The following is a 15,018-nucleotide window of genomic DNA, read 5'->3' on the forward strand; positions in this document are numbered from 1 at the left end:
CTCGATGCGTCGTCAGAGGCGCGTCCACGCCTCCGTCAGGACGCCGCGGAGGATCTGCTCGATCTCGTCGAACTCCGCCGGTCCGATCGTCAGCGGCGGTGCGAGCTGGATGACGGGGTCGCCGCGGTCGTCGGCGCGGCAGTACAGGCCGGCGTCGAAGAGCGCCTTGGAGAGGAACCCGCGCAGCAGGCGCTCGGACTCGTCGTCGTCGAAGGTCTCCTTCGTCGCCTTGTCCTTCACCAGCTCGATGCCGAAGAAGTACCCGTCGCCGCGGACGTCCCCGACGATCGGCAGGTCCGTGAGCTTCTCGAGGGCCGAGCGGAACAGCGGCGAGTTCTCGCGCACGTGCTCGTTGAGCCCCTCTTCTTCGAAGATGTCGAGGTTCTCCAGGGCGACCGCGGCCGACACCGGGTGCCCGCCGAACGTGTAGCCGTGGTAGAACGCGGTGTCGCCGTGGGCGAAGGGCTCGTAGATGCGGTCGCTGATCACGGTCCCGCCCAGCGGCGAGTACCCGCTGGTGACGGCCTTGGCGAACGTGATCATGTCGGGCTGGTAGCCGTACGCGTCGCACGCGAACATGTGGCCGATGCGGCCGAACGCGCAGATGACCTCGTCGGAGACCAGCAGCACGTCGTACTTGTCGCAGATCTCGCGCACGCGCTGGAAGTAGCCGGGCGGCGGGGGGAAGCATCCGCCCGAGTTCTGCACCGGCTCGAGGAAGACGGCGGCGACGGTGTCAGGCCCTTCGAACTGGATCATCTCCTCGATGCGGTCGGCCGCCCACACGCCGAACTCCTCGAGGCTGCCGGTCGGGGCGCCCATGTCGGAGGCGCGGTAGAAGTTGGTGTTGGGCACCCGGAATCCGCCGGGCGTGAGCGGCTCGAACATCGCCTTCATCGCGGGGATTCCGGTGATCGCCAGCGCACCCTGCGGCGTGCCGTGGTAGGCGACCGAGCGCGAGATGACCTTGTGCTTGGTGGGCTTGCCCTGCAGCTTCCAGTAGTACTTGGCGAGCTTGAATGCGGTCTCGACGGCCTCTCCGCCGCCGGTGGAGAAGAAGACCTTGTTGAGGTCGCCCGGCGCGTACGACGCGATGCGGTCGGCCAGCTCGATGGCGGCGGGGTGCGCATACGACCAGATCGGGAAGAACGCGAGCTGCTCGGCCTGCTTCGCGGCGACCTCGGCGAGGCGGCGGCGGCCGTGGCCGGCGGCGACGACGAACAGGCCGGCGAGTCCGTCGATGTACTGCTTGCCCTGCGAGTCCCAGATGTGGTGGCCCTCGCCCTTGACGATGATCGGGACACCGGGCCCCTCGGTCATCACCGACTGGCGCGCGAAGTGCATCCACAGGTGGTCCTTCGCCATCTGCTGCAGCTCCGCCTCGGTGCGGGCATGGCGTTCGGTCGTGGTCGACATGGGTGGCCTTCCGTTGAGGTGGTCCCACGCTACTCGCGGGACCCCGGCGAGAGGGTGCGACGGTTCGTACGGTTCGGATGCCGCGCGCACCGGACCGTCCGGCGTGCGGCGCTCAGGTGGAGCCGCGCAGGATGAGCTGGGTGGGCAGCACGATCGGCGAGGGCGGGAGGGCCGCGCCTGTCGCGGCGTCGACGAGCGCCGTGACGGCGGCCGCGGCCATCTCGCGGATCGGCTGGCGCACCGTGGTCAGCGGCGGAGTGAGCCAGCGTGCGCTGCGCAGGTCGTCGAAACCCACGACGAGCACCTCGTCCGGGATGCGGCGACCGGTCGCCGCGGCGGCGGAGTACACGCCGGCGGCCATCTGGTCGGAGCACGTGAACACCCCGAGGCGCTCGCCGGGGCGCAGGCCGCGCAGGACGGGCAGGATGGCTTCCCGGGCGGACGACCTCCTCCAGTCCGCGTGCACGGCGACGAGGTCGGCGCCGGGGTGGGCCTGGCGCAGTCCCTCGCGGAAGCCGGTGTTCCGCGCGCGCCCGTACCGGTAGGGCGGCGACCCGAGGACGATCGCGAACCGCGTCGCGCCGCTCGTCACGAGGTGCGTCGCCGCCGCCACCCCGCCCTCGCGGTCGGTCGTGCGCACGCTCGTGAGCCCGCGCGAGGTCTCGGCCTGCGGGTCCATCAGCACGACGGGGATGTCGGTGTCGGCGAGCGCGGCCAGCTGGGACGCCGTCGGCGAGATGAGCCCCAGCACCACCCCGGCGGAGCCTCTGCGCCGGATGCGCATCGGCCAGTCGTCGTCGGGGGTGTCGCGCTCCTCGGTGAGGACGAGGTCGTAGCCCGCCGCGGCGGCGGCGCTGCGGGCCCCGGCGGTGACTTCGTCGGAGTAGGCGTTATGGTACCCGCCCAGCACGAGGTCGACGAGCCGGGACGAGCCGGGCGGGCGTCCGCCGGCGGAGGGATCGCGCACGTACCCGATGGCACGCGCCGCGGCGAGCACGCGCCGACGGGTCGCCGCCGAGAGGTCGCCGCGCCCCGACAGTGCTCGCGAGGCCGTCGCGACGCTGACGCCGGCGTCGGCCGCGACGGCGGCGAGGGTCACGCGGGTGGGCACCCGACCAGTTTTGCGCAACGACCTCGACCGGCGCGACCCCGTGGTGGCATCGTCGGTGGCTGGAAAGGTCACTCAACACGATGACGACGACGACATCGCCGCTGCGGATCGCCATGATCGGCACCGGCTTCATGGGTCGCATGCACACCCACGCCTGGCGCACGGCCCCGCGCTTCTTCGACCTGCCGCTGGCGCCGGAGCCGCTGCTGCTCGTCGGCCGCCGTGCCGATGCCACGGCCGAGGCGGCGGCGCGCGGAGGCTGGCCGGAGCACTCGGTCCACTGGCGCGAGGCCGTCGAGCGCGACGACATCGACGTGATCGACATCTGCACGCCCGGCGACAGCCATGCCGAGATCGCACTGGCGGCGCTGGCCGCCGGCAAGCACGTGCTGTGCGAGAAGCCCCTCGCGAACACCGTCGCGCAGGCGCAGGAGATGACGGATGCCGCGGCCGCGGCATCCGCTCGCTCCGGCGCGGTCGCGATGTGCGGCTTCAGCTATCGCCGCACCCCCGCGCTGGCCCTGGCGCGCGAGCTCATCGCGGAAGGGCGCGTGGGGGAGGTCCGGCATGTGCGCGCGCAGTACCTGCAGGACTGGCTGAGCGACCCGGACTCGCCCCACACCTGGCGCGTGGACCGCGACCTCGCCGGCTCCGGCGCACTGGGAGACATCGGCGCGCACAGCATCGACACGGCGCAGTGGCTCACCGGCCAGGACATCACCGCGGTCTCCGCCACCCTCCGCACGTTCGTGACCTCGCGGCCGCGACGCTCGGCCGTCGAAGGGCTCGGCGGTGTCGCCGCCGACACGTCGGACCGGCTCCCGGTCACGGTCGACGACGCCGCCGCGTTCACCGCCCGCTTCGACGGCGGCGCCCTCGGCGTCTTCGAGGCGACGCGCATGGCGAGCGGCCGGCGCAACGCCAACCGCATCGAGATCAACGGCGACCGGGGCGCGATCGCGTTCGACTTCGAGCGCATGAACGAGCTCGAGGTGTACGACGCCGCGGCGGACGCCGCGCAGGGATTCCGGCGCGTGCAGGTGACCGAAGCGCACCACCCGTACGCCGGTGCGTGGTGGCCCGCGGGCCACGGGCTCGGGTACGAGCACCTCTTCGTGCACCAGGCCGTCGACTTCGCGCGCGCCGTCGCCGGCGAGATCCCCGCGTCGCCGAGCTTCGCCGATGCGACCCGGGTGCAGCGCGTGCTCGCCGCCGTCGAGCAGAGCGCCGTGCACGACAGCATCCTCACCCCCGTCGCCGGCGGCGACCACGACGAAAGGACCTCCGCATGACCCGCACCGCCCTCGTCGTCCGCGGCGGCTGGGACGGCCATCACCCGGTCGCGGCGACCGAGCTGTTCCTGCCGTTCCTCCGGGAGAGCGGCTTCGACGTGACCGTCGAAGACGATCCCGAGGTGTACGCCGACGCGGACCGCATGGCGACCACCGACCTCGTGGTGCAGTCCGTCACGATGTCGCAGGCCTCGCGCGAGGCGGTGAAGGGGCTGCGCGACGCCGTCGCCGCCGGCACCGGGCTCGCCGGCTGGCACGGCGGCATCGCCGACTCGTTCCGCGCGAGCTCGGACTACCTGCAGCTGGTGGGCGGCCAGTTCGCGACCCATCCGTCGAAGCACCCCGACGAGGTGCACGGCGACCAGACCGACAACTACCTCGACTACACGGTCGAGATCACCGACCTCGGCCGACGGCATCAGATCACCGCAGGGATCGACGACTTCGGCCTCACGACGGAGCAGTACTGGGTGCTCCACGACGACCTCATCGACGTGCTCGCGACCACGACGCACCCCGTGCAGCCGTACCACCCGTGGCACCGGCCGATCGTCTCGCCGGCGGTGTGGACCCGCGACTGGGGCCAGGGCCGGGTGTTCGTCTCCACGCCGGGGCACAGCCTCGACGTGCTGCAGGACGCGAACGTCCGCACGATCATCGAACGGGGGATGCTGTGGGCCGCGCGGTGACCGACATCGGGATCGTCGGACTCGGCGTCATCTCGCGCCAGTATCTCGACACGCTGCTGAGCGCGGCGAGCGTGCGCGTCGCGGCCGTCGCCGACCTCGACCTCGCGCGTGCCGAGGGTGCGGCCGCGGCGATCCCCGGATGCCGCGCGCTCACCACGGGCGAGCTGCTCGCGGATCCCGGCATCCGCACCGTCCTCAACCTCACGATCCCCGCCGCGCACGCCGAGGTCGCGCTCGCCGCGATCGCGCACGGCAAGGACGTCTACGGCGAGAAGCCGCTCGCGGCGATCCTCGCCGACGCCGTACGGGTGACGGATGCCGCGGCCGCCGCGGGCGTGCGGCTCGGCGGTGCGCCCGACACGGTGCTGGGCACCGGCGTGCAGACCGCCCGGGCCGCGATCGACGACGGCCGCATCGGCCGGCCGGTGTCGGCGGCGGCGACGTGGGTCTCCGCCGGCCACGAGTCGTGGCATCCGCACCCCGACTTCTACTATCGCGAGGGCGGCGGGCCGCTGCTGGACATGGGCCCGTACTACGTCACATCGCTCGTGCAGCTGCTCGGGCCGGTCACCGCGGTCTCCGGCGCCGGCTCGCGCTCTCGCGACGAGCGCGTGATCGCCTCGGGGCCCCGCGCGGGGGAGCCCATCCCCGTCGAGGTCGACACGCACCTCACCGGCATCCTGCACCACGCGTCGGGGGCGATCTCGACCGTCACGATGAGCTTCGACGGCGTCCGATCCACTGCGGCGCCCATCGAGGTGCACGGCGTCGACGGATCGCTCCTCGTGCCCGACCCCAACGCGTTCGCCGGCGACGTGCGGCTGCACCGCCGCGGCGGCTCCTGGGAGACGCTCGCGGCGTCCGCCGGCTACGTCGATGCCGGCCGCGGTATCGGGCTGCTCGACTTCATCGCGGGTCCCGCTCGCGCCGATGGCGCGATGGCGCTTCACGTGCTCGAGATCATGACCGCGCTGGCGGTCTCGGCAGCCTCAGGCGTGCGGGAACCGCTGCGCACGACCGTCGAGCGGCCGGCGCTGGTCCCCCTCACCCCCGCAGCGAACTGGAGAAGCCTGTGACCACGGCCCGCGCCGTCATCGACCTCGACGTCCCCGGAGACGTCATCAGCCGCCACCTCTACGGCCACTTCGCCGAGCACCTCGGCCGCTGCATCTACGGCGGGTTCTGGGTCGGCGAGGAGTCGGACATCCCGAACGTGCGCGGCATCCGCTCCGACGTCGTCGCCGCCCTGCGCGCCCTCGGCATCCCGAACCTCCGCTGGCCGGGCGGCTGCTTCGCCGACGAGTACCACTGGCGCGACGGCGTCGGCCCGCGCGATGAGCGCCCGCAGATGGTGAACACGCACTGGGGCGACGTCGTGGAGAACAACCACTTCGGCACGCACGAGTTCATGGACCTGTGCGAGCTGCTCGGCGCCGATGCGTACGTCAACGGCAACGTCGGCAGCGGCACGGTGCGCGAGATGAGCGAGTGGGTCGAGTACCTCACCCGCGACGGCGACAGCCCGATGGCGCGCCTGCGGCGCGAGAACGGCCGCGACGAGCCCTGGAAGGTGCCGTTCTGGGGCATCGGCAACGAGGCGTGGGGCTGCGGCGGCAACATGACCGCCGAGCAGTACGCGCTCGAGGCGCGCCGCTACGGCACCTACTGCCGCAACCACGGCGGCAACGAGCTGTACCGCATCGCCGCCGGGGCGTCCGACGACGACATCACCTGGACGCGGGCGCTGATGGAATCCCTCGGATGCCTCACCTGCGGCTCGAACCCGACGCCGGTGTTCCAGGGCGTGTCGTTCCACTACTACTCGCACGCCGGATCGGGCATCGACACCGAATCGGCCACCTCGTTCACGCCCGAGGAGTTCTACGGTACGATGCGCAAGGCGCTCGACGTCGAGCGCGTGATCCGCCGGCACGAGGCCGTCATGGACTCGTACGATCCCGACCGCACGATCGGCCTCGTCCTCGATGAATGGGGCACGTGGTGGAACGTCGAGCCGGGCACGAACCCGGGGTTCCTGTTCCAGCAGAACACCGTGCGCGACGCGCTGGTGGCGGCCGTGCACTTCGACGCGTTCCACCGCCACGCCGGGCGCCTGAAGATGGCGAACATCGCGCAGACGCTCAACGTGCTGCAGGCGATGATCCTCACCGACGACGACGGCGCGATGGTGCTCACCCCGACGTACCACGTGTTCGAGATGAACCGCGGCCACCACGACGCCACCGCGCTCGCCGCGCACGTGCTGTCGGCGCCGACCGCGGCGGGCGACGTGCCCGGCCTGTCGGTGTCGGCGTCGACGACCGAGGGCTCGGCGCTGGTGTCGCTGTCGAACCTGTCGCTCGACGAGCCGCTCGAGGTGCGCATCGACCTGCGCGGGCGCGGGGCCTCGGTGCGCCGGGCCCGCGTGCTGACAGGGACGGATGCCGCCGCCCACAACACTCCCCAGACCCCGGATGCCGTCGCTCCGGCTCCGCTCGAGACGTCGCTGGACGCCGGGGTGCTCGCGGTGTCGCTGCCCCCGCACGCCTTCGCGACCGTGGAGCTCGACCTCGCGTAGGAGCGGGTATGACGACGAGGCCCCGGGTGCGCAACGCACCCGGGGCCTCGTCGTCGGCGATGCGCGACGTCAGCGGTGTTCGGCGACCAGGAGGGAGACCTCGGCCGTCGCGACCCGCGCGGAGTCCGGGGTGAGCGCGTGGACCGGGCCGGTGAGGCGGATGAGCGTCTCGGTGTCGCGCTGCGCGCACGACGGACCCACCCACAGCTCGACCGCGCCGGGCTCGACGATGCGGCGCTCGTCGCGTCCCGAGAAGGCCAGCCGCGACGCCGGCACGGTGAAGGTCACCGTCGCCGAGCCGCCGGGCTCCAGCGTCACCCGCTGGTAGGCGAGCAGCTGCGCGACGGGGCGGGTCACGGAGCCGACGACATCGCGGGCGTAGAGCTGCACGACATCGGTGCCGACCCGCGCGCCGGTGTTGGACACCCGCACGCTCGCGACGATCGTTCCGTCGGTGGGCGCGTCCGACGCATCGAGCTGCTCGCGCGTGAACGTGGTGTAGCTCAGCCCGTGGCCGAACGGCAGCGCCGGGGTGTTGTCGGCGCTGGTGATCTCCGTCGGGCCGCCGAGCACGGGGTGCAGGTACGTGTACGGCTGAGCGCCTGCGGACCGCGGCAGGGAGACGGGGAGCCTCCCCGAGGGCTCGGTCGCACCGGAGAGGATCCGCGCGATCGCGGGGCCGCCTTCCTCGCCCGGGAAGAACGCCTGCAGCACCGCGCCGGCGGCGGCGGGGCCCTCCAGCATCCATCCGATCGCGTACGGGCGACCCGAGATCACCACGACGACCGTGGGGGTGTCGGTCGCCACGACCGCCTCGACGAGGCGGCGCTGCAGGCCGGGCAGCTCGAGATCGTCGACGTCGTTGCCCTCGCCGACCGTGCCACGGCCGAACAGCCCAGCCCGGTCGCCGACCACGACGATCGCCACGTCCGCGTGCGTCGCGGCGGCGGCGGCCGCCTCGATGCCGGCGGGATCGGGGTCCTCGACGTCGCACCCGCGCTCGAGCACGATCGACGCGTCCGGCAGCTGCGCCCGCAGCGCCTCTGCGACGGTCGGGATCTCGAACCCCAGCGGGGTTCCGGGGTGGTGCGCGAGGACGTGGTTCGCGAACGAGTAGCAGCCCATGAGCGACTCGGCGGCATCCGCGTTCGGCCCGATCAGCGCGACCGTGCGGGGCGCGGCGAGGGGCAGCATCCCGTCGTTGCGCAGGAGCACGACCGACTCCTCGGCCGACCGGCGGGCGAGCTCTCGCAGCTCGGGACCGTCGAGCTCCACCGCTGTCGGAGCGGAGGAGAAGTCCTCGTCGAGCAGGCCCAGCTCCTCCTTCTGCGACAGCACCCGGAGCACGGCGCGATCCACATCGGCCAGCCCCTGGGGATCCGACGCCAGGCGTTCGCGCAGCGGCGAGACGAAGGCATCCCCCGTGGGCAGCTCGATGTCGATCCCCGCCCGCAGCGCCAGCAGCGCAGCCTCGCCGAGATCGGCCGCCACGCCGTGCAGGGCGTGCAGGAACGCGACCGAGAAGTAGTCGGCGACGACGGTCCCGTCGAATCCCCACTCGTCGCGCAGCAGCGCGGTGAGCAGCTCGGGGTTGGACGCGACCGGCACGCCGTCGATCTCGGCGTACGAGTTCATGACCGACCGCACCCCGCCGTCGCGCACGGCCATCTCGAACGGCGGCAGGATGACGTCCTGCAGGCGCCGCCGGCCCATGTGCACCGGCGCGTGATTGCGCCCTGCCTGCGAAGCGGAGTACCCCGCGAAGTGCTTCAGCGTGGCGTGGACTCCGGCGGATTGCAGCCCGCGCACGTAGGCGGTGCCGATCGTGCCGACCACGTACGGGTCCTCCGAGATGCACTCGTCGACACGACCCCAGCGGGCGTCCGTCACGACGTCGAGCACCGGGGCGAGGCCCTGATGGATCCCGAGCGTCGCCATGGAGCGGCCGATCGCCGCGCCGATCTGCTCGGTCAGCTCGGGGTCGAAGGCGGCGCCCCAGGCGAGCGGCGTCGGGAACGTCGCGGCCTTCCAGGCGGCGAGGCCCGTGAGGCACTCCTCGTGCACGATGGCAGGGATGCCGAGGCGGGACCGCTCGCGCAGCCGCCGCTGTTCGCTCCACAGCCACTCGGCCCGCTCGACGGGGTCGACCGGTCGCGTGCCGTAGACGCGGGTGAGGTGGCCGATCCCGTGCGCGGTGGCGTCCTCGTACGCGGTCGAGGAGACCATCTCGCCCGCCATCGGCGCGACGACCTCGTCGCCCTGGTCGACCCAGTAGCCCACGAGCTGCGCGAGCTTCTCGTCCAGCGTCATCTGCGCGTGCAGCGACCGCACCCGCTCCGAGACGGCGGGCATGTCCACGCCGCTCATCCCTTGACCGCCCCCGTCAGCCCGCCGACGATGCGTCGCTCGAACAGGCTGAAGAACGCCAGCGCGGGGATCATCGACAGCGACGTGAAGGCGAGCACCTTCGCCGTGTCGACGGAGTATTGCGACGAGAAGGCCTGCACACCGAGCGGCAGCGTGAAGTTCGCGTTGTCGTTCAGCAGGAACAGGGGCAGCAGGTAGCTGTTCCAGCTTCCGATGAAGGCCAGGATGCCGACCGTGATGACTCCCGGGACAGCGAGCGGAAGCACCATGCGCCAGAAGAATCCGAGGCGGCTGCATCCGTCGATGAAGGCGGCCTCCTCGATCTCGTCGGGGATCGCACGCAGGAACGGCACGAGGATGATGATCGTGGTCGGCAGCCCGAACGCGATCTGCGGCAGGATGACGCCCCCGAGCGAGTTGATGAGCCCGAGGTCGCGCACCACGATGTACAGCGGCGTGACGGCGACGACGATCGGGAACATGAGCCCCGCCGCGAAGAGCGCATACAGTGCGCCCTGGCCGCGGAACCGGTAGCGGGCGAGCACGTAGCTCGCCATGAGGCCGAGCGCGATGACGCCCACGGTGGTGGCGACGCCGACGATGGTGGAGTTGAGCACGAGCTGCCAGAAGACGCCGCCCGTCAGCACGTCGAGATAGTTAGTCCACACCCACGGGTTCGGGAGGCCCCCGGGGTCCGTCGTGATCTGAGAGTTCGTGCGGAATCCGCCGAGGATGATGTAGAGGACGGGCCCCAGCATGAGGGCGACGACAACGAGGGCGACGAACCACACGGCGGGCGTGGCCGCCCGCATGCGCTGACGTCGGGGCGGCGGCAGCTCAATGGTCGCCATGGCGGCGGTCATCGGGTGGTCCTTTCGGTGAGTGCGCCCGCGGTGTCGCGGCGCAGCACGAAGCGCTGGTAGATCAGGGCGGCGATGAGGGAGATGAGGAAGATGACGACGGCGACGGCGTTGCCGTACCCGAAGTTGCCCGCGTTGCGGCCGTTGGACACCATGTAGGTCGCCATCGTCGAGGTGCCGGCCACCGGCGCCACGTACTGACCCCAGATGATGTAGACCAGGTCGAACAGCTGGAGTGCGCCGATGATCGACAGGAACGCCCAGATGCGCAGCGTCGGGCCGAGCAGCGGGATCGTGATGCGCCGCTGGATCTGCCAGTAGCTGGCGCCGTCGATGGCGGCCGCCTCGTAGAGCTCGTCGGGGATGCCCTGGAGGCCGGCCAGGAAGAGGATGACGGCGAAGCCGACGTACTTCCAGGTCAGGATGCCCATCAGGGTCCAGATCGCGATGCTCGGATCGGCGAGCCAGTCCCGGGTCAGTCCCGACAGGCCGAGGTTGTCGAGCACGCCGTTGAGAGCGCCGTTGGTCGCCAGCAGGAGGCTGAAGCCCGTGCCGACGACGACCTCGGCGATCACGTACGGCACGAAGATGAGCACCCGGATGAGCGACTGCCCCCGCATCTTGCGGTTGAGAAGGAGTGCCAGCAGCAGGGCCACGGGCAGCTGGATGACGATCGACATCACGACGATGAAGAGGTTGTGCCCGAACGCTTCCTGGAAGTCGGGGTCGGTGAGGATCGTGACGTAGTTCTTGAGGCCGACGAAGTCGATCGCCGGGCCGTAGCCGTGCCAGTTGAAGAAGCCGTAGTACGCCGCCATGATCACGGGGAAGATGACGAAGCCGACGAAGACGATGATTGCCGGCCCTGCCAGCAGGGCGATCTCGAATCGGCCCGACCAGCCGATTCCTCGGGGTCGGCGGCGCGGCGATGCCGAGGGCGGCGGCGTGACGCCACCGCCCCCGGTGCGCTGCGCGAGATCCGTCTCCGGGCGATCGTCCGTCTCCGGTGTCTCGCTTGATCTCATGGGAAGTGCTCCTTAGCCCTTCGCGCCGGCCTTGTTGGCCTCATCGATCATCTGCTGCGGCGTGCTCTGGCCCGCGAGCATCGAGACGACGGCGACGTTCAGCGCGTTGCCGACGTTCTGGCCGAGGACCGTGTCGAGCCATTGCGAGACGTACGGAGCCTTGTTGTAGGCCTCGAGGATCTGCTGGAGGTAGGGCTCCTGAACGCCTGCCTGCGCCTTCGAGTTGACAGGCGGCGAGTTGAACGCCTTGTAGTAGGCGGTCTGCTGCGCGTCGGATGCGATGAAGTTGAGGAAGTCCACGCACTCCTTCGGCGCCTGCGCCGAGCACGAGTATCCGTCGACGCCACCCATGATGGAGCCGGGCTCGCCCTCGCCGCCCGATACCTCGGGGAACGGGTACCACGCCAGGTCGGCCAGCGGCTTCTGGTCGGGGGTGAGCGATGCGATCACACCCGGGTCCCAGGCGCCCATGAGCTCGCCGCCCGCCTTGTGGTTGGCCACGAGACCGGCCGAGCTGCCCGCGCCCTGCTGGGCGGACGTCGTGAGGAAGCCGTCGTTGAACGGCTCGGTCGCGGCGAAGTCCTCGAGGTCCTGCGCGGCCTTGAGCCAGCAGGGGTCGCTGAAGTCCTTCGAGTCGCCCGTCTCCTCCATCGTCTTGGGCGCGCACTCGCGCAGCGCGAACCAATAGAACCAGTGCGCGGCCGGCCAGGCGTCCTTCGCGCCGAGGGCGAGCGGAGCCACGCCGGTCGCCTTCAGCTTGTCATTGGCGGCGACGAGCTCATCGATCGTGGTGGGCGTCTCGGTCACGCCGGCGGCGTTGTAGAGGTCCTGGCTGTAGAAGATGCCGCCGGGAAGCACCGACAGCGGCATGGCCCACACCTTGTCCTGGTAGGTCTCGGCCTTGAACGAGCCCTCGGAGATGTTCTCCTTCGCCTCGCCCTCGATCTTGCCGGTGAGGTCCATGAGCTGGCCCGCCTGCACCATGGCGGCCATCTTGCCGCCGCCGCGCTGGAGGAAGATGTCCGGCGGGTCGCCGGCGTTGAGCGAGGTCTGGAGCTTGCCGTCCATGTCCTCGTTCTGGATGGACTGCATCTTGATCGTGACGCCCGGGTTGTCCTTCTCGAACGCGGTGATGGCGTCCTTCCAGAACTGCTGGCCCGGGCCCGTCGTCGAGTTCTGCCACAGCGTCATCTCGACGTTTCCGTCGCTGCTCTCGTCGGAGCCGCCGGCACTGCAGCCGGCGAGCGCGAGCGCGCCGATGACCAGTGCAGCCGAACCCGCGAGGATTCTCTTGCCCATCATGTGATTCCCGTCTCTTCTTCGAGGGGCACCTCGGCTTCGAGGTGCTGGTGGTCGACGCGATCGGGTCGCGTACTGCTCGGCGTGCAGACCGAGCGGTAAAAGTCTGTGTTCGCAACAAATCTGTTGTCAAACGTTTTCAATAACGGTTTCGAGGCCGTTATGCTTTCGAAACATGAGCCGTCGCCCCACGATCACGGATGTGGCCGCCGCCGCCGGCGTGTCGGTCGCGACCGTGTCGAAAGCGGTCAACGGCCGGTACGGCGTCGCGAGCGAGACCGTCGATCGCGTGCTCGCGGTCGTCGCTGAGCTCGGGTACGAATCGAGCCTGATCGCGAGCAGCATGCGCTCCCGCACCACGGGGGTCATCGGCGTGCTGGTCGCGGATTTCGAGCCGTTCAGCGCCGAGATCCTCAAGGGCGTCGGCCAGGCGCTGCGCGACACCCGCTACGACCTGCTCGCCTACTCCGGCTCTCACGGTGCGGCCGAGGGGTGGGAGCGGCGTTCGCTGTCACGGCTCAGCGGCACGCTCATCGACGGCGCGATCATGGTGACCCCGACGGTGGTGAACGTCGGCGCCGAGGTCCCGGTCGTCGCGATCGACCCGCACACCGGGCCGGCCGATCTGCCGACGGTGGAGTGCGACAGCTACGGCGGCGCGCTGCTGGCGACGAGGCACCTCATCGATCTCGGTCACTCCCGCATCGGCTTCATCGCGGGCCGGCGCGACCTGCGATCCTCGATCGCCCGCGACGCCGGGTACCGGCGCGCGCTGACCGACGCCGGCATCCCCGTCGATCCGGGTCTGGTGGGGTCGGGCAGCTACCGGCAGGATGCCGTGCGGGTGGCGGCCCTCGAGATGCTCCGGCGCCCCGATCGGCCCACCGCCATCTTCGCGGCCAACGACATCTCGGCGCTGGAGATCGTCCGGGTCGCGGACGAGCTGGGGCTGGACGTGCCGCGCGAGCTGTCGGTGATCGGGTTCGACGATGTGCCGGAGGCGGCCAAGGCGACCCCGGCACTGTCGACCGTGCGCCAGCCCATGCAGAAGCTCGGCGCAGAGGCGGCCGGGCTCCTCCTCACGCTCATGCAGGGCGACAAGCCCGCGGCGACGCACATCACGCTGCCGACCCGGCTCGTCCCGCGGGAGACGACGGCCCCGCCGGCGTGACCGCGACGCGCGGGTTCAGCCCAGCGCTGCGCCCGACGGGTCTCTCAGCAGCTCTCCGAAAGCCGCCTCGGCGGCGCCGATGAGCAGCCGATCCTCCGCGAGCGCCGCCGGCCGGATCTCGAAGTCCTCGCCGTTGGCGTGCATGGTCTGCGCGGCGACCGCCTCGGTCAGCCCTTCGAGGTCGTCGGCCGCGAGCATCGCGAGGAATCCGCCGAGGACCACGACGGAGGGGTTGAGCACGTTGACCGCGTTCGCCAGAGCGGTCGCGAGGATGCGGCGCTGCCGGGCGATCTCGGCGCGGACCTCGGCGGTGTCGGTCGTGCGCAGCATGAGGGCGAGGGCGGGCTCGTCGACGTTGTCCCGTCCGAGGATCCCGAGCAGGCGTGCGCGACTCACCTCGTCCTCGAGGACGCCGTCGTCGGCCCGCCGGTCGTCGGTGGACGCGATGCCCGGGCGATTCTGGCCGAACTCGCCGGAGTAGCCGGAGGCGCCGCCGACCGGCATCCCCTGCACGATGAGGCCGCCGCCGATGCCGCTGGCGCCGCCGTTGAGGTAGACCACGTCGTCGCAGCCGCGCGCGGCGCCGAACAGGTGCTCGGCGACGACGCCCAGCGCCGCGTCGTTGCCGACGGCGGTCGGCAGACCCGTCGCGGCCTCGACGAGTTCGCGCAGCGCGGTGTCGGTCCATCGCAGGTGGGGGGCGTCGCGCACCAGGCCGTCCGACGCGCGCACCAGACCCGGCACCGCGATGCCGATCCCGGCGATCGCCGCGTCGGCGAGCTCGTCGGCGCGCCACGCCGCGACGCGCTCGCCGATGAGCTCGGCGGTGCGCTCGGGGCCGATGAGGCCGGTCATCTCGATGCGCTCGCGCAGCCGCACGGTGCGGTCGAGCCCGACGACGGCGAGCGTGAGCGCGTCGATCTCGGGGTTGACCGCGATCGCCACGACGCGGGGGTGGGCGCTCACCAGCGGCGACGGCCGGCCGACGCGCCGGCTGGGATCCGGCGCGCGTTCCTCGACCACGCCGAGCGTCACCAGGTCGCCGACGAGATCGGCGATGGTCGAGCGGTTCAGCCCGGTGGCGCCCGTCAGCGTCGCGCGCGAGACCGGGCCGTCGAGGTGGACGAGTCGCAGGATCCGGGACAGGTTCGCTTGGCGGCTGCCCACGGGCTCGTTCATACCCTCACTGTAGAGGGACCCGGGAGCGGCT

The 15,018-nt window shown here is 71.3% G+C and carries 12 protein-coding genes; 5 read left to right on the forward strand and 7 right to left on the reverse strand.

The window, feature by feature from the left end:
• Nucleotides 1-12: 12 nt before the first annotated feature.
• Together AC1DDU_RS09730 and AC1DDU_RS09735 are read right to left on the reverse strand one after the other, a co-directional pair.
• Nucleotides 13-1,416 carry an aspartate aminotransferase family protein gene (locus AC1DDU_RS09730; protein ID WP_477433559.1) on the reverse strand — a complete coding sequence of 468 codons (1,404 nt, stop codon included), beginning with the start codon at nt 1,414-1,416 and terminating at the stop codon, nt 13-15.
• Between the two features lie 112 nt (nt 1,417-1,528).
• Nucleotides 1,529-2,527, reverse strand: a complete 999-nt coding sequence (locus tag AC1DDU_RS09735) for a LacI family DNA-binding transcriptional regulator (protein ID WP_477433561.1) — start codon at nt 2,525-2,527, stop codon at nt 1,529-1,531.
• 80 nt (nt 2,528-2,607) lie between these two features.
• Between AC1DDU_RS09735 and AC1DDU_RS09740 the strand changes: the two genes are divergently transcribed.
• From AC1DDU_RS09740 to AC1DDU_RS09755, 4 genes are read left to right on the forward strand one after another with little or no spacing between them, the layout of a single operon-like run.
• The gene (locus AC1DDU_RS09740) at nt 2,608-3,819 is read left to right on the forward strand and encodes a Gfo/Idh/MocA family protein (RefSeq protein ID WP_477433562.1); all 1,212 of its coding nucleotides are present in this window, start codon (nt 2,608-2,610) and stop codon (nt 3,817-3,819) included.
• On the forward strand, nt 3,816-4,508 hold the full coding sequence (locus AC1DDU_RS09745; protein WP_477433564.1) for a ThuA domain-containing protein: 693 nt from the start codon (nt 3,816-3,818) through the stop codon (nt 4,506-4,508). Before AC1DDU_RS09740 ends, AC1DDU_RS09745 begins: the two co-directional genes overlap by 4 nt.
• Entirely contained in the window at nt 4,505-5,584 is a 1,080-nt protein-coding gene (locus tag AC1DDU_RS09750) for a Gfo/Idh/MocA family protein (protein ID WP_477433566.1), read from the forward strand. Before AC1DDU_RS09745 ends, AC1DDU_RS09750 begins: the two co-directional genes overlap by 4 nt.
• Complete coding sequence (locus AC1DDU_RS09755) at nt 5,581-7,086, forward strand: alpha-N-arabinofuranosidase (RefSeq protein ID WP_477433568.1); 1,506 nt, start codon at nt 5,581-5,583, stop codon at nt 7,084-7,086. Before AC1DDU_RS09750 ends, AC1DDU_RS09755 begins: the two co-directional genes overlap by 4 nt.
• A 69-nt stretch (nt 7,087-7,155) precedes the next feature.
• On the opposite strand, the gene AC1DDU_RS09760 is transcribed toward AC1DDU_RS09755, so the two are convergent.
• The 4 genes from AC1DDU_RS09760 to AC1DDU_RS09775 are packed head-to-tail and all read right to left on the reverse strand — an operon-like array spanning nt 7,156 to nt 12,640.
• Entirely contained in the window at nt 7,156-9,453 is a 2,298-nt protein-coding gene (locus AC1DDU_RS09760; RefSeq protein ID WP_477433570.1) for a beta-xylosidase/alpha-l-arabinosidase, read from the reverse strand.
• A complete protein-coding gene (locus tag AC1DDU_RS09765; RefSeq protein ID WP_477436787.1) occupies nt 9,450-10,265 on the reverse strand; it encodes a carbohydrate ABC transporter permease in 816 nt (271 codons plus the stop codon). Before AC1DDU_RS09765 ends, AC1DDU_RS09760 begins: the two co-directional genes overlap by 4 nt.
• Before the next feature lie 47 nt (nt 10,266-10,312).
• Nucleotides 10,313-11,338, reverse strand: a complete 1,026-nt coding sequence (locus tag AC1DDU_RS09770) for a carbohydrate ABC transporter permease (RefSeq protein WP_477433572.1) — start codon at nt 11,336-11,338, stop codon at nt 10,313-10,315.
• Between the two features lie 12 nt (nt 11,339-11,350).
• Entirely contained in the window at nt 11,351-12,640 is a 1,290-nt protein-coding gene (locus AC1DDU_RS09775; protein WP_477433574.1) for an ABC transporter substrate-binding protein, read from the reverse strand.
• A gap of 172 nt (nt 12,641-12,812) precedes the next feature.
• Here AC1DDU_RS09775 and AC1DDU_RS09780 point away from each other — a divergent pair, with 172 nt between their 5' ends.
• Complete coding sequence (locus tag AC1DDU_RS09780) at nt 12,813-13,808, forward strand: LacI family DNA-binding transcriptional regulator (RefSeq protein ID WP_477433576.1); 996 nt, start codon at nt 12,813-12,815, stop codon at nt 13,806-13,808.
• Between the two features lie 15 nt (nt 13,809-13,823).
• Here the strand turns inward: AC1DDU_RS09780 and AC1DDU_RS09785 are convergent, their stop codons facing one another.
• Entirely contained in the window at nt 13,824-14,987 is a 1,164-nt protein-coding gene (locus AC1DDU_RS09785; RefSeq protein WP_477433577.1) for an ROK family protein, read from the reverse strand.
• Nucleotides 14,988-15,018 lie beyond the last annotated feature (31 nt).

Source organism: Microbacterium sp. 05T445 (genome assembly GCF_056395865.1).